This is a genomic window from Achromobacter sp. RTa (assembly GCF_000757485.1).
Lineage (GTDB): Bacteria > Pseudomonadota > Gammaproteobacteria > Burkholderiales > Burkholderiaceae_B > Achromobacter.
On sequence record NZ_JPYO01000041.1, the window covers coordinates 1 to 21,533 of the forward strand.

At 64.6% G+C, this 21,533-nt stretch carries 21 protein-coding genes, 1 tRNA gene and 1 pseudogene; 13 read left to right on the forward strand and 10 right to left on the reverse strand.

Annotated elements, in window-relative coordinates; all coding sequences use genetic code 11:
* The 5 genes and pseudogenes from JL37_RS30715 to JL37_RS15565 all read left to right on the forward strand — a co-directional run.
* A pseudogene (locus tag JL37_RS30715) lies at positions 1-387 on the forward strand (peptidoglycan-binding protein LysM); the annotation flags it as partial.
* Positions 388-390: 3 nt separating this feature from the next.
* Complete coding sequence (truA, locus tag JL37_RS15550) at positions 391-1,200, forward strand: tRNA pseudouridine(38-40) synthase TruA (protein ID WP_043545191.1); 810 nt, start codon at positions 391-393, stop codon at positions 1,198-1,200.
* Between the two features lie 51 nt (positions 1,201-1,251).
* The gene (locus JL37_RS15555; RefSeq protein WP_043545756.1) at positions 1,252-2,349 is read left to right on the forward strand and encodes a TRAP transporter substrate-binding protein; all 1,098 of its coding nucleotides are present in this window, start codon (positions 1,252-1,254) and stop codon (positions 2,347-2,349) included.
* Between the two features lie 60 nt (positions 2,350-2,409).
* The gene (locus tag JL37_RS15560) at positions 2,410-3,096 is read left to right on the forward strand and encodes a phosphoribosylanthranilate isomerase (protein WP_043545192.1); all 687 of its coding nucleotides are present in this window, start codon (positions 2,410-2,412) and stop codon (positions 3,094-3,096) included.
* Between the two features lie 170 nt (positions 3,097-3,266).
* Positions 3,267-3,343, forward strand: a tRNA-Val gene (locus JL37_RS15565).
* A 196-nt stretch (positions 3,344-3,539) separates the two neighbouring features.
* Here JL37_RS15565 and JL37_RS15570 read toward each other — a convergent pair.
* A complete protein-coding gene (locus JL37_RS15570) occupies positions 3,540-4,061 on the reverse strand; it encodes an anti-virulence regulator CigR family protein (protein ID WP_231570357.1) in 522 nt (173 codons plus the stop codon).
* A 288-nt stretch (positions 4,062-4,349) separates the two neighbouring features.
* Between JL37_RS15570 and JL37_RS15575 the strand changes: the two genes are divergently transcribed.
* The 4 genes from JL37_RS15575 to JL37_RS15590 all read left to right on the forward strand — a co-directional run bounded on the left by JL37_RS15575 (position 4,350) and on the right by JL37_RS15590 (position 6,384).
* Complete coding sequence (locus JL37_RS15575) at positions 4,350-4,544, forward strand: hypothetical protein (protein WP_043545194.1); 195 nt, start codon at positions 4,350-4,352, stop codon at positions 4,542-4,544.
* 71 nt (positions 4,545-4,615) lie between these two features.
* On the forward strand, positions 4,616-5,089 hold the full coding sequence (locus JL37_RS15580) for a thioesterase family protein (RefSeq protein WP_043545195.1): 474 nt from the start codon (positions 4,616-4,618) through the stop codon (positions 5,087-5,089).
* Positions 5,090-5,217: 128 nt separating this feature from the next.
* Complete coding sequence (locus JL37_RS15585) at positions 5,218-5,934, forward strand: hypothetical protein (RefSeq protein ID WP_043545198.1); 717 nt, start codon at positions 5,218-5,220, stop codon at positions 5,932-5,934.
* A gap of 54 nt (positions 5,935-5,988) precedes the next feature.
* On the forward strand, positions 5,989-6,384 hold the full coding sequence (locus tag JL37_RS15590; RefSeq protein ID WP_081955076.1) for a YbaN family protein: 396 nt from the start codon (positions 5,989-5,991) through the stop codon (positions 6,382-6,384).
* A gap of 18 nt (positions 6,385-6,402) precedes the next feature.
* Here the strand turns inward: JL37_RS15590 and JL37_RS15595 are convergent, their stop codons facing one another.
* The 8 genes from JL37_RS15595 to JL37_RS15630 all read right to left on the reverse strand — a co-directional run bounded on the left by JL37_RS15595 (position 6,403) and on the right by JL37_RS15630 (position 15,224).
* Complete coding sequence (locus JL37_RS15595; RefSeq protein WP_043545200.1) at positions 6,403-8,184, reverse strand: IlvD/Edd family dehydratase; 1,782 nt, start codon at positions 8,182-8,184, stop codon at positions 6,403-6,405.
* Between the two features lie 46 nt (positions 8,185-8,230).
* Entirely contained in the window at positions 8,231-8,521 is a 291-nt protein-coding gene (locus JL37_RS15600; RefSeq protein ID WP_043545202.1) for a cupin domain-containing protein, read from the reverse strand.
* A 46-nt stretch (positions 8,522-8,567) separates the two neighbouring features.
* Complete coding sequence (locus JL37_RS15605; RefSeq protein WP_043545205.1) at positions 8,568-10,199, reverse strand: ABC transporter ATP-binding protein; 1,632 nt, start codon at positions 10,197-10,199, stop codon at positions 8,568-8,570.
* Positions 10,200-10,247: 48 nt separating this feature from the next.
* Positions 10,248-11,087 carry an ABC transporter permease gene (locus tag JL37_RS15610; RefSeq protein ID WP_043545207.1) on the reverse strand — a complete coding sequence of 280 codons (840 nt, stop codon included), beginning with the start codon at positions 11,085-11,087 and terminating at the stop codon, positions 10,248-10,250.
* Positions 11,084-12,091, reverse strand: coding sequence for an ABC transporter permease (locus JL37_RS15615; protein WP_043545208.1), 1,008 nt, complete (start codon positions 12,089-12,091; stop codon positions 11,084-11,086). Before JL37_RS15615 ends, JL37_RS15610 begins: the two co-directional genes overlap by 4 nt.
* A 97-nt stretch (positions 12,092-12,188) precedes the next feature.
* On the reverse strand, positions 12,189-13,763 hold the full coding sequence (locus JL37_RS15620; RefSeq protein WP_043545210.1) for an ABC transporter substrate-binding protein: 1,575 nt from the start codon (positions 13,761-13,763) through the stop codon (positions 12,189-12,191).
* Between the two features lie 245 nt (positions 13,764-14,008).
* Positions 14,009-14,737 (reverse strand): FadR/GntR family transcriptional regulator, encoded by a 729-nt coding sequence (locus JL37_RS15625; protein WP_043545211.1) that lies wholly within the window; start codon positions 14,735-14,737, stop codon positions 14,009-14,011.
* 220 nt (positions 14,738-14,957) lie between these two features.
* On the reverse strand, positions 14,958-15,224 hold the full coding sequence (locus tag JL37_RS15630) for a hypothetical protein (protein ID WP_043545212.1): 267 nt from the start codon (positions 15,222-15,224) through the stop codon (positions 14,958-14,960).
* Positions 15,225-15,324: 100 nt separating this feature from the next.
* Between JL37_RS15630 and hemN the strand changes: the two genes are divergently transcribed.
* The gene (gene hemN, locus JL37_RS15635) at positions 15,325-16,755 is read left to right on the forward strand and encodes an oxygen-independent coproporphyrinogen III oxidase (RefSeq protein ID WP_043545213.1); all 1,431 of its coding nucleotides are present in this window, start codon (positions 15,325-15,327) and stop codon (positions 16,753-16,755) included.
* A 30-nt stretch (positions 16,756-16,785) separates the two neighbouring features.
* Here hemN and JL37_RS15640 read toward each other — a convergent pair whose 3' ends face one another.
* Entirely contained in the window at positions 16,786-17,529 is a 744-nt protein-coding gene (locus JL37_RS15640; protein WP_081955077.1) for a response regulator transcription factor, read from the reverse strand.
* 187 nt (positions 17,530-17,716) lie between these two features.
* Between JL37_RS15640 and rfbD the strand changes: the two genes are divergently transcribed.
* The 3 genes from rfbD (at position 17,717) to infC (ending at position 21,510) form a co-directional block, all read left to right on the forward strand.
* A complete protein-coding gene (gene rfbD, locus JL37_RS15645) occupies positions 17,717-18,628 on the forward strand; it encodes a dTDP-4-dehydrorhamnose reductase (RefSeq protein ID WP_043545214.1) in 912 nt (303 codons plus the stop codon).
* Positions 18,629-18,985: 357 nt separating this feature from the next.
* Positions 18,986-20,938 carry a threonine--tRNA ligase gene (gene thrS / locus JL37_RS15650; RefSeq protein ID WP_043545215.1) on the forward strand — a complete coding sequence of 651 codons (1,953 nt, stop codon included), beginning with the start codon at positions 18,986-18,988 and terminating at the stop codon, positions 20,936-20,938.
* A gap of 20 nt (positions 20,939-20,958) precedes the next feature.
* The gene (infC, locus tag JL37_RS15655; protein WP_076410237.1) at positions 20,959-21,510 is read left to right on the forward strand and encodes a translation initiation factor IF-3; all 552 of its coding nucleotides are present in this window, start codon (positions 20,959-20,961) and stop codon (positions 21,508-21,510) included.
* The last annotated feature ends 23 nt before the right edge of the window (positions 21,511-21,533 follow it).

Here is a 21,533-nt window from a genome sequence, read left to right on the forward strand (position 1 = left end):
ACGCCGGGCGCAGCAGGCACGCCGGGCGCAGCAGGCACGCCGGGCGCAGCAGGCGCTCCGGGCGCGGCAAGCGCGCCGAACGCCGCTTCGCCGGACAAGGCCGCAGGCACTCCCCCCAACAAGGACGCCACGTCGGACATGCCTGCATGGCTGGCCGACAACCTGCTTGTCATCGTCACCGCCGTGCTGGCGCTGATCGCATTTGCCATCGCCTGGCTGCTGCGCAGGGCGGGTGCAAGGCGCGGAGACGATGACGAGGAGACTTACGAATATTCCGAGCCGGCGCTCGACACGGCAGCGCTGAACCGCAAGCTCAATAGCATCAATCTCGACCTGGACGAACCGCCCACGGACGAACCGCGCCGGGTCGGCGGTCCACAGGTTTGATACATGTCTAGAGTTGCATTGGGGCTGGCGTACGACGGCTCCGCCTGGCAAGGTTGGCAGACGCAGCCGCACCGGCAGACGGTGCAGGATACGCTGGAAGCCGCCCTGGGAAGTTTTTGCGATGTAGCGGGCCCGGTCTCCACGATTTGCGCGGGCCGCACGGATACCGGCGTGCACGGCGCCATGCAGGTGGTCCATCTGGATACTGAGCTGGACCGCAGGATGGAGTCCTGGGTGCGCGGCGTGAACGCCTTTCTTCCGCCGAGCATTTCCGTTCAGTGGGCGCAGCCCGTCCCGGACGATTTTCATGCACGCTTCTCGGCGCGCGCGCGAACCTATGTCTATCTGCTATGGTGCGGCCGCGTGCGCCCGGCGCTATGGGCGGGGCGCGCGGGCTGGTGTTTCCAGCCGCTGGACGTGGACGCCATGCGCGCGGCGGCAAGGGCGCTGCTGGGCGAGCACGACTTTTCCAGCTTCCGTTCTTCGCAATGCCAAGCCAAGCATCCGGTGCGTCACCTGCACAGGCTGGACATCGAAGAGCGCGGCCCGTTCCTGGTGTTTACGCTGAAGGCGAATGCCTTCCTGCATCACATGGTACGCAATATCATGGGAGCGCTGCTGCAAGTCGGGCAGGGCAGGGAGCCGGTGGACTGGATGGCGCAGCTCCTGTCGTGGCGCGACCGCAAGCGCGGCGCGCCCACGTTCGCGCCCGACGGGCTGTACCTGTCAGCCATTGAATATCCCGAAGAGTTCGGCCTGGACGAACTCGACGGCGGCTCGCAGCTGCTGTCGCCGTTTACTCAAACCTATTAGGGAAGCCGCCGGCAACGGCGACATCTTCCGCGCCCGATGGAGGCTTTTGCCATGCGACGCCGCGCGTTTTTGAAACAGACCGCCCTGGGAGCCACCGCCGGCGGCGCTGCCCTGGCGGCCCCGGTTTTCGCGCAGGACGCCCCTACGGTCTCATGGCGGCTGGCCTCCAGTTTTCCCAATGAATCGCCAACGCTGTTCGCAGGGGCGGAGGACGTCGCCCGCTATGTCGCCGAAGTGACGGATGGGCGCTTCAATATCGAGATATTCCCGGCCGGGGACCTGGTGCAGCCGGGCCAGGTGCTGGAAGCCGTGCAGTATCGCGTCGTGGATTGCGGCCATACGGCTTCCACCCGTTATTTCGATACGGATCCCGCGCTTTGCTTCGACGCCGGCGTGCCGTTTGGCCTGAATACGCGGCAGATGAATGCGTGGATGACCCAGGGAGAAGGCCTGGCGCTTACGCGGGTGTTGTTCGACAAATACAACATCCTCAACTTTCCCTGTGGCTATACCGGCGCCCAGATGGGGGGCTGGTTCCGCGGCGAAATCAAGACGGTCGACGACCTGCGCGGCCTGAAAGTTAAGGCCGGCGGATTCGCCCGCCATGTGCTGGCGCGGCTGGGCGCCACGCCCGTCCAGGTGCCTGCGTCGGAAACCTATACGGCGCTGGAGCAGGGTGTCATCGATGCGGCGGCCTGGATCGGCCCCTATGACGACGAAAGCCTGGCTCTCTATAAAGTGGCCAGGAACTATTACTTTCCGGGCTGGTGGGCGGGCACGCTGCAGTTGTCGCTGTATGTGAACCAGGATGCCTACGACGAACTGCCCAAACCCTACCAGTCCGCGCTTGCGCTGGCTTGCCGCATGGCCACGGGCAACATGATCGCCAAGTACGACGCCGGCAACCCGGACGCGCTGCGCCGCCTCGTGTCTCGCGGCGCGCAATTGAAAGCGTTTCCCAAGCCGGTCCTGCAGGCAAGCTACGAAGCGTCCCTCGCCGCTTATAAAGAGATGAGCGCAAAGGATCCGATGTTCAAGAAGCTCTATGAGAGCATGGCCGCGTTTCGCGACAAGGAAGTTCCCTGGTTCCGCCTGGCCGAAGGCAGTTTCGACAACCTCGTCGCAACCCTGGGCCAGCCAACCACCTAGGCGCGGCGGATATACTGATTCAAACCGTCGCGCGGGGCGACGGCGTAAGTGATGAGTTCCATGCGCACACGCATCAAGATCTGCGGATTGACCCGCGAACAGGATATCGACGCCGCCGTCGCGGCGGGCGTCGACGCGATAGGTTTTGTCTTCTACCCCAAGAGCAAGCGCTGCCTGACGCCGCTGCGGGCGGCCCAATTGCGCCGCATGGTGCCGGCTTTCGTCGACGTCGTGGCGCTGTTCGTCAATCCGTCGCGCCATGAAGTGCAGGCCGTGCTGGATCAGGTTGGACCGGAACTGTTGCAGTTCCACGGCGACGAAACTCCACAGGACTGCGCCCACTACGGCCATCGCTTCCTGCGCGCCTTCCGGGCCGGCGCTCCCGGCCTGGAAAGCGCGGAAAACCTCGCCTCCACTTGCCGCGCCTACGGCGAAGCGGCGGGCTGGCTGTTCGACAGCTACAGCGCGGGCTATGGCGGCAGCGGGCATGGATTCGACTACGCGCTGCTCGACGACGTGAAGGCCGACCCCATCTCGCGCCCGCTGATTCTTTCGGGCGGCCTGAACGCCGAAAATGTCGGCCAGGCCGTGCAATTGATGAAGCCTTGGGGCGTGGATGTCAGCAGTGGAGTAGAGGTCCAGCAAGGAATAAAAAGTTCTGATAGAATCTCGTTCTTCGTTGCTGCGGTGCAAGCCGCAGATTCGAAGCTGAAGAGCGAAGCGGTGCTGATGAATAAGCAGCACTGAGGTAGTGCAAAACGCGATTCGGAGCAGCCATGGCGCGAGCCGTTGGCAAGGCCTCGGGCAGAGATGCCGGGAAAGATGCAAAGGCGCTTCGAACGAAATGAAATCTGCAAAAAGTCTTCCAAGACGATTTGCACAGTTCAAAAAAGCACTATATAATTCTTCTTCTTTGCAGGCGGTTAGCTCAGCTGGTTAGAGCGCCACGTTGACATCGTGGAGGTCGTTGGTTCGATTCCAATACCGCCTACCAAATTCCTGCAAAGTGCTGTGAAGCACGGCAAAAAGAAAGCCGCCAAGTACGAACTTGGCGGCTTTTTTGTTTTCCGCTGCAAAGCGGCGGCCACCGGAAGTGGGATCCGTTGCTTACTCAACTTGCGCAAGTCAATGCGTTGCCTCGCCGCATCGGCCTATTGGCCGATGCGGGCGCCGAAGGGCGGGCGGCTGCGTCAATCAAAAACGTCGAACAGCACGTCGGCGACGATCGCCGTGGCGACGGCTACAAGAATGAGATCGGAGCCGGCGACTCGCCATTCATAGCCGGGATAGACAGGAAGACGCGCGAGCATGGGGCCCGGGACCATTTTCTTGGCGATCCCGGGAGGCAGAGGCTTGCCGCGGGCAAGGTTCTTCCGGACTCCCGGCGGCAGCGAGCTGTAGCCCGACAATCCATATTCTTGCGCGTAGCCTCTGGCAGTGGAGATCGTGATGCCTGCGTGGCGAAGCGTGACGTTGACGTCGCCGGAGCCGGAGCCGTTCCCGCCACCTTTGGACGAACCGCCGTTGCCGCTATTGCCCTTGCCGGAACCGTTGCCTTTGCCGCCGCTGTTGCCCTTGTTTTGCCCTTGGCCCTGGCCTGCGTTGTCAGGCTTGCCCTTTCCTTCAGGAGGGGCGGCCAGGGCGTTGCCGGCCAGGAACAGACAGCAGATCGCGGCGGTGACGAATTTCTTGGTATTGGGATGACTCATCATGGCTCCTACTCAGCCGAAAGTGCAGTGAGCCGATTCTAGGGTGGGCCTAGTCTTTTGGCGTAGAGGCCAATCTGATAAAGATGTAAGCAGGTCCGAGGTTTGTGTCCTGCCGCTGACTCGGGTTTCGACAAACAAGCGTCTCAAGGCCTCGGCCGTTCTCCGTGATGGAGGCTCGGCATTGCGCAGGGGAAGCTTACGATTTAGTCCTATATACTGTATAAAAACACAGTATATTTCACTTTCATGGTGATGAAATCGGCCCCGGTTCCGGCCGACAGGGGACTGCGCATGGCTGAGGTGGAATGGACGCAGCGGGACGAATACTACTGGCAGGGGCCGCCTGGCTGGACTATTTGCCGTGTCTTCGTGGAAGGCTCGTGGCAGTACGAATTGTGGTTCAGCCGCGGAGGCGGCGGCACCATCTACGGCATGCGCGCCTCGCTCGGGGCGGCGCAGGATCTATACGAGCAAAAGCTGCGCTAGAGCGCCGGCGCTCCGGGTTGCCGCGCCTCGCACGGCGTATGCTTGCAGGTCCACAACCAAAGCTGACCATCATGCCCGCACTTCCCGCGCTGTCCCTGGCCGTCAAACCTGATTGGATCGACGAGTACGGCCACATGAATGCCGCTCACTACGTGGGCGTGTTCGACCGCCATGGTTTCGAACTGCTGGGCCGCTTTGGCGTCGGTTCGGACTACACCCGCCAGACGCGTTGCGGCATCTATACGATGAACATCCATGTCGCCTACCGGCGCGAAGTGCTGGCGGGCGACCCGCTGGAACTGCGCCTGCGCCTGCTGGAAGCGGACGACAAGAGGCTGCTTTGCCTGATGGAACTGATACAGGCCCGCGACGGCTACCTGGCCGCCACGATGGAGCAATTGTCTTTGCACGTGGACCTGGAAACGCGCCGAGCCAAGCCGTTTCCCGCCGAGGTGGCGGCGCGGCTGGCCGGCGCCGTGCAGGACCATGCGCAGCATCCGCTGCCCGAGGGATACCAGCGGCTGCTGCCTCTCAAGCGCACCTGAGCGGCTGCGCGCCTTGCGCTTGAACGCATCGCAAACGATTCCCGGCGCAGCCGCCGCGCGCGCGGCAATGGCCGGGACCGCCCGCTACGGTATATTGCGGTGTTCCTTCAGCTTCGGACTCGCCATCCATGCGTCAGACCGCCAGGTCCATTCTTCTGCTGCCCGCCCTCTGGCTGGCCGGCTGCGCGGCGGGCGGCGCCCCGGTCGTGCCCAAGGCCGGGCTCGACGAGGCGCCGATGTATGGCGGCGCGGATAGGTCGGCCGCCGCCGATCTGAGGGCGGCCGACGACAAGCTGATCGCCGAGGCGACGCAGTCCTACGGGTCCCGTGAGAGCGCGTCCAGGGCCTGGGTGGAGCAGGGCTACCGCTTTTACCAGGCGGACCAGCTCGGCATGGCCATGCGCCGGTTCAACCAGGCGTGGCTGCTGGATTCGAAGAATCCCCAGGTCTACACCGGCTTTGCCGCGGTATTGCATGACGAGGGCAGGTTCTGCGATGCGATGAACATGATGGATCGGGCGCTCAGCCTGGATCCGCGGTCTTTCCAGGGGTCCTATGCGGACGCAGGCCGGACCGCGGCTCGCTGCGCCGCCGAGGACAAGACCTTGCCTCCGGAGGCGCGCGTGGCGGCAACGTTGCGTTCCGATGCGATGTTTCGAAAGGGCGAGCAGCTGGAGCCGGACAAGGGCTATCTCTACGCCTCTTGGGCGTCCGCTTTCTATCGGCGGGGCCAATACTCCGACGCCTGGGCCATGATCTTCAAGTCGCGAGCCGCGGGCGGCCAGCCCAGCCCGGCGTTCGTGGAAATGCTGCGCGTGAAAATGCCGGAGCCCGCGCGGCCCTGAGATGGCCTGCCCCTCAGCAATGTTCACCATCTTCACGATATCCTGCCGCCCATCATGATGAGAGTTCTATGGCTGTGCCTGGGCTGCCTGATGCTGGCGCTGGGCATCATCGGCGCGTTTCTGCCTGTCATGCCCACGACGATTTTCCTGATCCTGGCGGTGGCCTGCTTTTCACGCTCGTCGCCCCGGTTGGAAAAGTGGCTGCTTGACAGTCCGACCTACGGCCCTGCGCTGCGCGCCTGGCGCGACCAGGGGGCCGTGTCGGGCAAGGGCAAGACCTATGCCTGCCTGGGAATGGCGGTCGGGTACGTGCTGTTCTGGTGGGGCGCGCATCCGTCGTGGCCTCTCGCCTTTGCCGTCGGCGTTTTCTTCCTGGCCAGCGCCGCCTATGTGCTTAGCCGGCCGGCTCCGCGCGATCCCGGCCCGGACGGCAAGCCTGGCCGGGGATAGGCGCCTGCGGCCTCGCTTTCAATGCGAATGCCTGGGGTCGCCGCGGGTCTCCACGACCCTGAGGTAGAGCGTGGCGGGCTCCAGGCAGCCTCCGGTCGAAAGCTGGCCCACCATCCGCCGATACAGATCCTGCCAGGGCGTCTGCGACTGGGGCGCCTGATAGGCGGGCTCCTGCCTGCGTTTCTCCATTTCCGTTTCGTCCACCAGCGCGGTGACCGTGCGCTGGTTCAGGTCGACGCGAATGCGGTCGCCGGTGCGCAGCAGCGCCAGGCCGCCGCCCACCGCCGCTTCCGGCGACATGTTAAGGATGGACGGACTTGCCGACGTGCCGCTCTGCCGGCCGTCGCCCATGCAAGGCAGGGAATCGATGCCGCGCTTGAGCAGATAGGAGGGCGGCGCCATGTTCACTACTTCCGCGCTGCCCGGGTAGCCGACGTCGCCGGCGCCGCGGATGATCAGGATGCAGTGCTCGTCGATGTTCAGCGCCGGGTCCTCGATGCGGGCATGGTAATCCTCGGGTCCCTCGAACACGATGGCGCGCGCCTCGAAGGCGTTTTCGGAGCCGGGTTCGGACAGATAGGCGCGGCGGAATGCTTCGCCCACGACCGACATCTTGATGATCGCGCTGTCGAAGAAATTGCCCGACAGGACGATGAACCCGGCGCGGTGTTTCAGCGGCGCATTGCAGCTGCGGATGACCTCTGCGTCGTGGGAGCGGGCAGCGGCTGCGATTTCGCCGACGGTCCGGCCGGATACCGTGGGGCAGTCGGCATGCAGGCGTCCGGCGGCCGTCAGTTCATGCAGCACGGCGGGAACGCCGCCGGCGCGGTGGAAACTCTCGCCCAGATATTCGCCGGCGGGCACGCAATTGACCAGCAGCGGCACGTCTTCGCCCAGCCGCTGCCAGTCGTCCAGGCTCAGGTCGACGCCCATATGCCGGGCGATGGCGATAAGGTGCGGCGGGCAATTGCTGGAGGCGCCGAGCGCGGAAGCGACGACGATCGCATTCTCGAATGCCTGCCGGGTCAGGATTTGGCTGGGCCGCAAGTCCTCGCGGACCATGTCGCAGATGCGCATGCCGGTGGCGTAGGCCATCTGGCCGCGCTCCCGGTAGGGAGCGGGAATGCTCGCGCACGTCGGCAGCGACATCCCCAGCGCCTCGGCCAGCGAATTCATCGACAGCGCGGTGCCCATGGTGTTGCAGTGTCCGATGGACGGGGATGATGCGGTGGCCAGGGTCATGAAGCCTTCGTAGTCCAGCTTGCCCGCGGCCATCAGGTTGCGGGCGTGCCAGATGATGGTGCCCGAGCCCACGCGCTTCCCCTCGTGCCAGCCGTCGAGCATCGGCCCGCCGGAAAGCACGATGGCGGGGATGTCGACGGTGGCCGCGGCCATGAGGCAGGCGGGGGTGGTCTTGTCGCAGCCCGTGGTCAGCACCACGCCGTCCAGCGGATAGCCGTGCAGGATCTCCACCAGGCCCAGATAGGCCAGGTTGCGATCCAGCGCGGCGGTGGGCCGCCGCCCCTGTTCGGCCAGCGGGTGCACGGGAAATTCCATCGGGATGCCGCCGGCGTCCCGGACGCCCGCCTTGATGCGTTCGGCCAGCGCGAGGTGATGGCGGTTACAGGGCACCAGGTCGCTGCCCGTCTGGGCGATGCCTATGATGGGCCGGCCCGATTGCAGTTCCTGCCGCGTGAGGCCGTAGTTGAGGTAGCGCTCGACATAGATGGCGGTCATGTCGGCGTGCGCCGGGTCGTCGAACCATTTCTGGCTGCGCAGCCTGCGGGGAGTCTGTGGCATGGGAACCTCCGCTTGCGCCCGTTGCGTGGCGGCCCGGCCGCTTCCGCTACGCGCGCTTGAGTTCGATTTCGACGAACACGAATTCCGTATCGCCGGGGTTGATGACATTGTGCTCCACTCCGACGGGGCGGTAGTAGGCCACCCCGGTGGTGAGCTGGCTGGTGACCTCGCCATTGGGCGTTTCCAGCAGCAGCGGGCCGGTGGTCTGCGGTACGACGACGTAGTTCATGCCATGGCGATGCCACCCCGTTTCCCCGCCGGGCGGGAAGCGCCATTCGGTGACGGTGACCTGCTCGTTGTCGATCTGCACGGTCGGTATGGCTGCGGGTCGTTGCATGGATGGTTCTCCTGGGGGATGAAAGTTGAAAGAACGCAAAGCCGGTTCAGGCCGCCTGCGCCTGGGAGGGGTCCCAGTGCTGGCCAGGCACGGCGGCGATCAGCTGCCGGGTATAGGCATGCTGCGGGTTGTCGAATATCTGGGCGGGCGAGCCGTACTCGACCACCTTGCCGCGGTGCATGACCAGGACGGCATTGCAGATCTGGGCGGCCACGCGCAAGTCATGGGTAATGAATACCAGCGCAATCTTCAGCCGTTGCTGCAGATCGTGCAACAGTTGCAGCACCTGCGCCTGTACGGAAACGTCCAGCGCCGATACCGATTCGTCGGCCACCAGCACCTTGGGTTCCAGCGCGAGCGCGCGGGCGATGCCGATGCGCTGGCGCTGTCCGCCCGAGAACTGGTTGGGATAGCGGTCGAAGGCGGACGGATCCAATCCCACGAGCGATAGCAACTCGCGTGCCCGGGCTTCGGCCTGGGCGCGAGGCACGCCATTGGCGACGGGGCCGTCGCTGACGATGCGGCCTACGGTATGGCGCGGGTTGAGCGAGGCGTAGGGGTCCTGGAAGATCATCTGGATATCGTGGCGCAGCGGCCGGAAGCGCGCTTCCGGCATGGACGCGATGTCCTGGCCGTTGAAGACGAGCTGTCCGCCGTCGATGCCCACCAGCTTGAGCAGGCATTTGCCGATCGTGGATTTGCCGGAGCCGGATTCGCCGACGATGCCCAGCGTTTCGCCGCGCCGCACGCTGAAGCTGACGTCGTCCACCGCGTGCACTTCGCGTTTGCCGCGCAGCCAGCCCCGGCCGACCACATAGGTCTTCTTCAGATTCCTGACGTCCAGCACGGGCTGGTCGCCTGCGGCCAGCGCGCGCTCGTCGCCGCGGCGGTGCGGCACGGCGGCGATCAGCCGCTGCGTATAGGGATGGCGGGGCCGGTTCAGCACTTCGTCCGCCGGCCCCTGTTCCACCAGAATGCCTTTTTCCATGACCGCCACCCGGTGGGCGATCTCGGCCACAACCCCGAAGTCATGGGTGACGAACATCACGCCCATGCCTTTTTCCTTCTGGATGCGGGCGATCAGCGCCAGGATCTGCGCCTGGGTCGTGACGTCCAGCGCCGTCGTCGGCTCGTCGGCGATCAGCAGCGCGGGTTCCAGCGCCAGGGCCATGGCGATCATGACGCGCTGGCGCTGCCCGCCGGACAGGCGGAAGGGATAGACGTGGTAGAGGGTGGCCGGATCGGGCAGGCCCACGAAGGCCAGCATTTCCAGTGCGCGCGCCATGCGCTGGGCGCCGGGGTAGGCATTGTGCACGCGCATGACTTCGCTGATCTGCTCGCCCACCGTCATCAGCGGGTTCAGCGCAGAGAGAGGCTCCTGGAAGATCATCGCCATGTCTTTGCCGCGCATGGCCTGCAGGGCCGCCTCGTCCTGCCGCAGCAGATCCTGGCCGCGGAACAGGATGCGGCCTTGCTGCGGCGTGAGGTAGTCGGGCAGCAGGCCCATGATGGCGTTGGCGCTCATGGACTTGCCCGAGCCCGATTCGCCGACGATGCACAGGATCTCGCCGGACTGGATGTCATAGGAGACGTCCTGCACGGCATAGGCGCGGTCTCCGCCTCGGGGCAGGGCGATGCTGAGGTTCTGGACGGACAGCAAAGGCGTGGGTTCGGTCATCTCGTCATCCTAAGGCCTGTTCGCAGGAAAGTAGGCAGGGCGCAGGCCCTAGTCGCCGCGCTTGCGCAGCTGCGGGTTGAGCGCATCGTTCAGGCCCTCGCCGATCAGGTTGATGGCCAGCACGGTCAGCAGGATGGCCACGCCCGGCCAGACGCTCATCCACCACGCCTCGCGGATCATGGTGCGCGCGGCGCCGATCATGAAGCCCCAGCTCATCAGGTTGCGGTCGCCCAGGCCCAGGAAGGATAGCGCCGATTCGGTCAGGATCGCGGTCGCCACCATGAACGAGGCGGATACGATGATGGGCGACATGGCGTTGGGCAGTATCTGGGTGCCGACGATGCGGGCCGGCGTCTGTCCGATCACGATGGCCGCCTGCACGAACTCGCGCTGCTTGAGCGTCATGAATTCCGACCGCACCAGGCGCGCGGCCGGCGGCCACGACACGATCGCGATTGCGCCCATGATCGAATAGATCGACGGGCTCAGGATGGCCACCAGCACGACGGCCATGGCCAGCTGCGGGATGGTCTGGAAGAACTCGGTGAAGCGCATCAGCGCGTCGTCCACGCGGCCGCCGCAGTAGCCTGCGACTGCGCCCACCAGGATGCCGAACACCAGGGCCACGGCGGTCGAGAGCAATCCCACCATCAGCGATACGCGGGCGCCCCAGACCAGGCCCGCAGTGATGTCGCGGCCCAGCATGTCGGTGCCGAAGGGATAGTCGGCGTTGGTGAACGGCGGGATCAGCGGGTCGGCCACCATCATCCACGGCGACTCTTCGTATAGCAGCGGCGCGGCCAGGGCGACGATGACCACGATCAAGATGATGATCAGGCCGGCCACCGCGCCATAGTTGCGCATGTAGCGTTGGGCGAATGCCTTCATGCGGCGGCTCCTTGCTGTGCGCCCGCGGCGATGCGCGGGTCGATGAGGCGGTACAGCACGTCGGTCAGCAGGTTGAACACCACCACCATGATGGACGTGACCAGAAAGATGCCCAATAGCAGCTGGTAGTCGCGCTGCAGCAGCGCGTCGAACATCAGCCGGCCAATGCCCGGCCAGGCGAAGACGGTCTCGGTCAGCACGGCCCCGCCCGCCATCTGGCCCAGCTGGATGCCGGCGAACGTGATGACCGGCAGCAGGGCGTTGCGCAGCACGTGGGCGCGGATGACGCGGCCCGGGCTCACACCCTTGGCGCGGGCAGTCTTGACGAAGTCCATGCCTATCACTTCCAGCATGGAAGCGCGGGTCAGGCGCACGTAGACGGCCATGAAGAAGCAGCCCAGCGTTACCGTCGGCAGGATGAGGTGCTGCGCGATGTCGCCGGCGCGGGCCCATCCGGAGAGCCCGGCACCCACGGTTTCCATACCGAAGGCCGGCAGCCAGCCCAGCACCACCGAGAACAGCAGAATCCCCATCAGCGACAGCCAGAAGAGCGGCGTGGCATAGAGCAGCAGGGCGCCCGTCATGACCGAACTGTCGATCCAGCGGCGCTTGTTGCGGTAGCGGGCCTTGGCGGCCACGACGCCCAGGAAGACGCCCAGGAGGATGGAGAACACAAAGGCGCAGGACATCAGCAGGAACGTGGCCGGCAGGCGTTCCACGATAAGGTCCAGCACCGGCACGTGGTTGCGGTACGAGAATCCCAGGTCCAGCTGGACTACGCCCTTCAGGTACAGCAGCAGCTGGGTCATGATGGGTTTGTCCAGCCCGAAGGCCACTCGCAATTGTTCGACGTAGGCCGCGTCGCCGGCTCCCGCCTGGCCCGCCAGCACGGCGGCGGGATCGCCGGGCGCCAGGCGGATCAGGAAGAAATTGATGATCACCACGCCCAGCACGACCACCAGGGCCTTGCCGATGCGGGACACGAGGAAAGACAGGAATTTCATGCTTGGGGCTCCTCCGAGAACGGGCGGGGCGCGCGTCCGTCGAGCGGCCGCGGGGTGCGCCGCCGCGGACGGCTGCCGCGGCGGCGCACTGCTGCGTTTACTTCTCGATGTACACGTCGTCGAAGCTCTCGTTCAGCCCGATCGCGGTCTTGACGAGGTTCTTCACGTTGGAGCGATACAGCGTGGGGAATTCCATGTCCACCAGGAAGCCGTTGGCGATATCGTTGACGAGCGTGGTCTGCAGCTTGGTGTAGATCTCCTGGCGCTTGGCGGGATCCACTTCCGAGGCGGCTGCCTCCCAGAGCTTGTCGGTCTCGGGATTGCTGTAGCCCTGCACGTTGGCGAATGGCGAACCCTTCACGATGTTCGACGTGACGTAGAGCCGCTGCACGCCCAGCGCGGGGTCGCCGTACTGGTACGTGTAGGTGGTCGTCATGTCGAAGTCCCAGTTGCCGGTGCGGCTGGCCCAGCCTCCGGCGTCGGTGGATTCCACGTTCACCTTGAAGCCAAGCTGCTCAAGGGCCTGCTTGGTGTACTCGCCCAACCGGTCCCAGGTGGATCCGTAGGGGAAGCTCAACTGGCGGATCGTGTAGTCCTCGGGCTTGATGCCGGATTCCTTGATCAGCGCGCGCGCCTTCTTCATGTCGAAGGGCAGCGGCGGCATGTTCTTGTCGTAGAACATCTCGGTGGGAACGAACGGGCTGGTGGATACCTTGCCCAGGCCGAAGAAGATGTTGTTGACCACCATGTTGCGGTTGATCGCGGCCATGACGGCCTGGCGCACCTTGAGATTGTCGAAGGGCGGCTTGCGCATGTTGAAGATCAGGTACGCCTGGGGCGAGAACATCTCCCAGCCCGCCGTGGTGTATTCCACCTTGGGCAGGGCGCGCAGCCGCTTGATGTCGACGTTGTCCACATCGCCGCCGCGCAGCACGTCCACGCTGCCGCGCTCGAACGCCACGGCGCGCGAGGCCGCGTCGGGAATGACATTGAAGACCAGTTCGTCCAGGTAGGGCTTGCCCGGCTTCCAGTAGTCGGGGTTGCGCGTCAGCTTGATGTATTCGCCGCGCTTCCATTCCTTGAACATGAAGGGGCCGGTGCCCACCGGCTTCTGGTTGGCCGGGTTGGTCATGTAGTCGGTGCCGGCGTAGAGATGCTTGGGCATGATGGGCGCGAAGCCCGGTTCGAACATCAGCATGAAGGCGGGGAAGGGCGACTTCAACTTTACGACGACCGTCTTTGCGTCCGGCGCCTGTACCGAGTCCACGAACTTGTTCAGGATCACGCGCGCGCGGGCGTGGGTCTTGGGCAGCATGTCCGCCAGCGAGAACACCACGTCTTCGGACGTAAAGGGCTTGCCATCGTGCCACTTGACGTTGTCTTGCAGGTGGAACGTGTAGGACAGGCCGTCCGGCGAGGCCTCCCAGGATTTGGCGAGGCCGGGCTGGGGCTTCAGTTCGGGGGAATAGGTCAGCAGGCTTTCATAGATCTTGCCCGCCACGAACTGTGTCGGCCCCTGCTGGTTGATGGCGGTGACGATCACGGGCGGCTCGGGCTGGACGATCATGTTCAGGGTGCCGCCCTTGGTCTGGGCCAGGGCCTGCGTGGCGGGCAGCGCGGCCGCAAGGACCAGGGCGCCGAGCTTCAAGGAGAACCATTTTTGCGATTTCACTGCGAGCCTCCGGGCTGGAAAGGGTGTGACAGGTGTCTGCCGGCGCAAGACGGATGCCTTGCCCGGCAAGCAAACTGCATGCCACCTGCGTTTTCAGGGGTACTACGGGTGGAGCCGCTAAAACAATGCTTCGTCTGGGTGCTCTTCAACGCGCCATGCACCATTGCGGCGAAACCGGCGGTGCGCGGGAGGCGCAATCAAGAATTCGCTGTGGCATGGCGGTGACCTCATGGGATGAATGGGCGCTACCGGTGGCTGTTGTCGTCGCCGAAGTCTTCACGCAGGCGCGCCAGGATGCCGAGCAGGTGCGCATGCATGGCGTGGCGCGCGCGGATCGGATCGCGCGCCTGGATGGCGACCAGGATGCGTTGGTGCTCGGCATGGGCCGCCGCCCAGACCTTGGTGTTGACGAAGTAATCCTGCATGCGGCTGTACACCGAGCTCGCCTGCGTCAGCTCCCACAACCGGGCGACCGCCGCCGCCACGGCCGCATTGCCGCAGCCCGCGGCGATGGCATTGTGGAACTCACGGTCGTGCCGGCCGGGGGAGTCCGTCAGCGACATGCCTTCATGGGCGTCGCGGATGGCCGCGATCTGCGCCGGAGAGGCCTGCTGCGCGGCCATGCCCGCGCACTCGGGTTCAATCAGCATGCGGGCTTCCAGCAGGTCGAACGGGCCGATGTCGTCGTGTTCCTGCTCGACGTCTCCCGAGGCGCCGGAGGCCGCGGGGAACCCTGCGCCTTCCCGGGTGACGAAAACGCCCGTGCCGACGCGCACTTCCACATAGCCTTCGATTTCCAGCGCGATCAGCGCTTCGCGGATGGACGCGCGGCTGACCTGGAGCTGCTCGGCCAGTTCCCTTTCGGACGGCAGCCTGCCGCCGCGGGGGAATTCGCCCGCCCGGATCCGGCCGGCGATCTGATCGGCGATCACGCGATACAGGCGGGTGATGGCTACGGCTTGGAAGGTGCTCATCTGTCGGGGTAGCGAGAACGCATGCCAGTGGTCAGGCCACCAATATAGGCACGCCCTTATTGAATAAAAAGGGAAATTTCGCGTTTCAAGGGAAAACGATCACAGGGATTCCACCTCTTTCGTGGAGGTGGTCAGGCCAGCTAGGGCCGTGTGATTCCAGGGGGAGGAACGGAAAGGGGAAAGGGCGCGCGGCCTGGCTGGCCCCGCGCCCGGCAGTTGCCTACTGCGCTTCGCCGTCGGGTTCGGGCGTCTGGGTGAAGGCGCGGACCAGGCGCGCGATGCCGTCCAGTTCGTCGTGAGCGCCCGCCACCCATTCGGGCGTTTCGAAGGGGCTGTCCGACGGCGTGTCGTCCAGGCTGGCCTTCAGGTCATTGAGGAGCTCCAGCGCCATGCCTGTGGCTTGCGGGCTGCTGCGGGTGGACAGGGCGATGGCGATCGCCAAGGCCTGGCGCATGGCCAGCAGGCGGCCATCCAGTTCGGTGCCCATTGTGGTTTCCTTGTCGTGTGGCTTGAATGAACGCATTTTACGGGCCTGGGTTTGCGCAAGATCAAGTAGGGGCGGCCGGCACAGGCGAATAATCCAAGGTATGCAAGCCGCTCTACGTCCTCTACCGTCAGACCCCGAAGCGCCCACGGTCGCCAAGCCCCTTTTTCCGCCCCAGCTGCTGGCGAGGCTGGACAAGAACGGGCCCCGCTATACCTCCTATCCCACCGCGGACCGCTACCATGCCGGTTTCGGCGAGCTGGACTACCGGCTGGCGCTGAGGCAGCGACGGGCCATGAGCCCCGATGAGCCGCTATCGCTCTACGTGCACATACCTTTCTGCGAATCGGTCTGCTACTACTGCGCCTGTAACAAGGTGGTGACCCGCCAGCACGGCCGGGCCGCCCGCTACCTGGATGCGCTCGCCGCCGAGATCCGCCTGCACGCCCAGGAGCTGGGCGAGGGCGTGCCGGTGTCCCAGCTGCATTTCGGCGGCGGCACGCCTACGTTCCTGTCCGACGCCGAGCTGGACCGGCTGATGGCGGACCTGCGCCGCGCATTCCGTTTCCAGCCCGACGCGGAATTGTCCATCGAGGTGGATCCGCGCACGGCGACGCCCGAACGGCTGGCCCACCTGCGCAAACTGGGCTTTAACCGCCTGAGTTTCGGCGTCCAGGATTTCGATGCCAGGGTGCAGGCCGCGGTGCACCGCGTGCAGTCGTTCGAGGACGTGCAGGCACTGGTGCGCAGCGCCAGGGAACTGGACTACGCCTCGGTGAACGTGGACCTGATCTATGGCCTGCCCTTGCAGACCACGGAATCCTTTACCCGCACCATCGAACAGGTGATCGAGCTGCGGCCGGACCGCATTGCGCTGTACGCCTATGCCCACCTGCCTACGCGTTTCAAGCCGCAGCGCCGCATCAATGAAGCCGATCTGCCGGAGCGCGCCACGCGGGTCGGCCTGCTGAGCGCGGCGATCGACGGTTTCCTGAAGCAGGGATACACCTACATCGGTATGGACCATTTCGCCCTGGACTCCGATTCTTTGGCGATCGCCAAGCAGCGGGGCGAGCTGCATCGCAACTTCCAGGGCTACAGCACCCAGCCCGACCGCGATCTGGTCGCGCTAGGCGTGTCGGCCATCGGGCGCATCGGCGATACCTACAGCCAGAACGCCAAGGTGCTGGACGAGTACTACTCCGCCATCGAGGCAGGGCGGTTCGCCGTCGAAAGAGGGTTGGCGCTGAGCGGGGACGACCTGGTGCGGCGCGAGGTCATCATGGACGTCATGTGCCAGGGCCGGGTGGATTTCGAGCGGATCGAGGCGCGCCACAAACTGCGGTTCGGCGAATACTTCGGCGCGGAACTGTTGCAGATGGCCGGCCTGGCCGAGCTGGGCCTGGTGGACATGCGGCCGGGAGAGCTGCGGGTGACCGACCTGGGCTGGTACTTCGTACGCGCCGTGGCTATGGTGTTCGACCGCTATCTGCAATCTGCGGCCACCGGCGCCAGCTACTCCCGCATCATCTAGGGCAGCGCCCCGGAGGGGCGCGGCACGCCATCATGCATGCACGAATTTTTCGCGCAGGTACAGTGCGAGCGACAGATCGTCGGACAGCTGCAGCTTGCGCATGGCGCAGCGCTTGTGCGTGCTGATCGTTTTCTTGCTGCGCACGAGCCGCGCCGCGATCTGGGTGACGGAAAGACCCTGGCTTATGTGGCGCAATACTTCCACCTCCGAGGCGGTGAGCGCGTCGTGCGGCGCGGTGGGCTCCTGGGCATGGATCCGGCCGTCGCGCACCGACAGGAACTTGTGCCTGCCGCTCAATACCCCGCGGATCATTTCCGGCAGCAGGCCCATGCCCCATTGCTTGGCCAGGTAGCCGTTCGCGCCGGCGCGATAGGCGGCGTACTGGGTTTCCTGGCGGTTGCCGGCAGAGAACGTGATGATCGCCATGTTGGGATAATAGCGGCGCAGCCGCCGCAGGTAGCTCACCCCGTCCCAGGGTTCCAGGGGCAGGTAGAAATCGACCAGCGCGACGTCGCAGGGCGAATGGGACAGTTTTTCCAGCAGGCCCCGCGAGGAGGTTTCCCGGTGCAGGACCCGGAAACCGGGCCGGCTTTCGAGATAGGCGCCGACGCCCACCGCGATCACGGGATGGTCGTCGAGGATGGCTACCTTGACGATGGGCGGCAGGCGCGACAGAAGCAGGTGCTGGCGCGTGCCAAGAGGGCTGCCCGCATCGTTGCGTGCGGAATAGGAAGAAGGAAGCGCTTTGGAGTAGGGCGCTGAGACATGTTTCATCTGTGCTTCCACGATCGGGTTGGGTGCGGGGCCGGCGGCCGGCTCCGCGTCGAGTTCGCCAACAGTCCTAGATTTCGAGTGGGCAGATTACGGTTTCGTATGGCCATTCGCATCGGAAACGCGCCAAAATCAGACTGTTGCACCCCTAGGGCGAACAGGCCTCGGGCCGCTTAAGCGGGGCGGACTCATGACCAGGAAGATTCTGCTATTGGGCAGGGATGGCCAACTGGGCTTCGAACTGCGGCGCAGCCTGGCGCCGCTGGGCGAGGTCGTGGCCGCGGGGCGGCGCGATTGCGACCTGACCCATCCTTTGCAGCTGGCGCGGCTGGTGCGCCGGGAGAAACCCGACGTCGTCGTCAATGCCGCGGCCTACACGGCCGTCGAGCGCGCCGAAGACGACCCGGTGCGGGCCATGCGTATCAATGGCGAGGCGGTTGGCGAGCTGTCCGCGCTTGCCGCCAGCCGCGGCGCGCTGATCGTGCATTATTCGTCCGACTATGTATTCGACGGCGCCAAGCCCGGCCCGTACACCGAAGCCGACGCGCCGGCGCCACTGAATGCCTATGGCCGCAGCAAGCTGGCCGGCGAGCGGGCCGTCGCGGCCACGAACCCCGCCCACCTGCTGTTCCGAACGTCCTGGATCTACGGGGTTTTCGGCGACAACTTCCTGAAGACCGTGTTGATGGCGCTGCGCCAGGCCGAGGCGCTGCGCGTCGTGGACGACCAGCGCGGCGCGCCGACTGGCGCGGCATTCATCGCCGACGTGACCTCGCTGGCGGTGGCGCGCTACCTGGCGAACGGAAGGGAAGGCTTCCCGTTCGGCCTCTATCACCTGGCGGCGGCGGGCGCGGCCAGCTGGCATGAATACGCCTGCTTCATCGCCGCGCAGGCCAGGCTCGCGGGCCTGCCGGTCAACCTGAATCCGGAGGACATCGAGCCGGTGCCCTCGGCTCAGTATCCGGCCGCGGCGCGCCGGCCCTTGAATTCCTGCCTGGATACCGGGCTGCTCGCCCGCGTGTTCGGCGTCCACGCGCCGCCCTGGCAGGATGGCGTTGCCCATGCGCTGGCGGCCTTGGCCGGCAGCCGCGGCCTGCAATGAGCCGCCTGGCGTGAACTGTGGCGCTTTCGCCACAGGCAGACGTAAATAGTGCTACAATCGTGGGCGATAAACGCAACTTTTATTGCCGCTGCGATCGCGCAGTTTCGTCATTTTGATACGCGCCGCCGAAGGCGCGTCCCGGACAGGCCCCAACACCATGTTTTTCCCGCTGGCACGAACTACGACCCGGAACTTTCGCCCTATGTCGCGTTAGTTTTTTCGTGCGTCGGGTTTCTCCGTGTCAGGTCAGCGGCAGAACTCAGCAAGACAAATCAAAAGAACGCGGCTTCAAGGCCGCGTTTTTCGTTTCCGTTTTTTGATTTTTTAGTTCCAAGAACCTCCCAGGAAATACTCCCGATGGTACAGATCACATTGCCCGATGGTTCGCAGCGCCAATTTCCGGGGCCGGTAACGGTTGCCGAAGTGGCGCAATCGATCGGCACGGGCTTGGCGAAGGCCGCCCTGGGCGGGCGCGTCACATTCGAGGGCGCGGAATCCCGTCTGGTGGACACCAGCTTCCGCATCGAAGGCGATGCGCGCCTGTCCATCGTGACCGCCAAGGACGCGGACGGGCTGGATTTGATCCGCCACTCCACGGCTCACCTGCTGGCCTACGCCGTCAAGGAACTGTTCCCGGACGCCCAGGTAACCATCGGCCCGGTGATCGACAACGGCTTCTACTACGACTTTTCGTACAAGCGTCCGTTCACGCCCGAAGACCTTGCCGCCATCGAGAAGAAAATGGCCGAACTGGCCAAGAAGGACGAAGTCGTTACGCGCGAGGAATGGTCGCGCGACGACGCCGTCGAATTCTTCAAGGGCATAGGCGAAAAGTACAAGGCCGAGATCATTGCTTCGATCCCCTCGAATGAAACGCTCAGCCTGTATCGGGAAGGCGACTTCATCGACCTCTGCCGCGGCCCGCACGTGCCCTCCACGGGCAAGCTGAAGGTCTTCAAGCTGATGAAGGTGGCCGGCGCCTACTGGCGTGGCGACAGCAAGAACGAGATGCTCCAGCGCATCTACGGCACGGCCTGGGCCACCAAGGAAGAGCAGGAGGCCTATCTGCACATGCTGGAAGAGGCCGAGCGCCGCGACCACCGCAAGATCGGCCGCGAACTCGATCTGTTCCATTTCCAGGACGAGGCTCCGGGCCTGATTTTCTGGCACCCCAAGGGCTGGACGCTGTGGCAGCAGGTGGAGCAGTACATGCGCTCCGTCTACCGCGACAACGGCTACCAGGAAGTGAAGGCACCGCAGATCCTCGATATTTCGCTCTGGAAGAAGACCGGCCACTGGGACAACTACCGTGAAAACATGTTCACGACCGAGTCCGAAAACCGCGTCTACGGCCTGAAGCCGATGAACTGCCCGGGCCACGTGCAGATCTTCAACGCGGGCCTGCATTCCTATCGGGAGCTGCCCCTGCGCTACGGCGAGTTCGGCCAATGCCACCGCAACGAACCCTCGGGTTCGCTGCACGGCATGATGCGCGTGCGCGGCTTCACGCAGGACGACGGCCATATTTTCTGTACCGAAGACCAGCTCCAGGACGAGTGCGCCGATTTCACGGCACTGCTGCAGAAGGTCTACCGCGATTTCGGCTTTACCGAGGTGCTCTACAAGGTCGCCACGCGTCCTGAAAAGCGTATCGGATCGGACGAAGTTTGGGATACGGCCGAGCAGGCCCTGATGGAAAGCCTGCGCCGCACGGGTTGCGAATTCGAAATTTCGCCGGGCGAGGGCGCGTTCTACGGTCCGAAGGTGGAATACACGCTGAAGGACGCCATCGGCCGCCATTGGCAGTGCGGTACGATCCAGGTCGATTTTTCCATGCCGGTGCGCCTTGGCGCCGAGTACGTGGACCAGAACGACCAGCGCCGTCCGCCCGTCATGCTGCACCGGGCAATCCTGGGTTCGCTGGAGCGTTTTATCGGCATGCTGATCGAAAACCACGCCGGCGCGATGCCTCCCTGGCTCGCTCCGGTGCAGGCTGTCGTATGCTGCATTTCCGAACCTTCCGCCGATTATGCGGCTGAAATCACGCAAAGCCTGAAAAAACAAGGCTTTAGAGTGGAGTCCGATTTGCGCGGTGAAAAAATCACTCGTAAAATTCGGGAGCACAGCCTGCAAAAGGTGCCGTACATCCTGGTCGTCGGCGACAAGGAAAAGCAAAACGGCACCGTCGCCGTACGCGGACTGGGTGGTCTGGACCTCGGCGCCATCGCCATCGACGAGTTCGTCGCGCGATTGGCCGAGGATGTCTCCACCCGCCGCGACGTCAATCAACCTGATAGCAGCGCTGCTTAACATTTCTAGGAGCTTTCAACATCGCCACTGAAAAAGCCAATCGCATCAACGGTGAAATCCGCGTCCCCGAGGTGCGCCTGATAGGTCTGGACGGAGAACAGCTCGGCATCGTCAAGATTGCCGACGCCTTCCGTCTTTCCGAGCAAAACGACGTGGATCTGGTGGAAATCGCGCCGAACGCCGAGCCGCCGGTCTGCCGTTTGATGGACTACGGCAAATTCAAGTACCAAGAGCAGAAGCGCCAGGCCGAAGCTCGTTCCAAGCAAAAGGTCATCCAGGTCAAGGAAGTCAAATTCCGTCCGGCCACCGACGAGGGCGACTACCAGGTCAAGCTGCGCAACCTGCGCCGCTTCCTCGAGGAAGGCGACAAGGCCAAGGTGACGCTGCGTTTCCGCGGCCGTGAAATGGCCCACCAGGAACTCGGCATGCGGGTACTTGAACGTGTGCGCGACGATCTGCTGGAACTTGCCCAGGTCGAAGCCATGCCTAAGCTCGAAGGCCGTCAGATGGTCATGGTGCTGGCGCCCAAGAAGAAGGCTGCGCCCGCAGGCAAGCCCGAATCGGCGGCCTGAGTTCCAGCCTTGGTCTCTCCGGG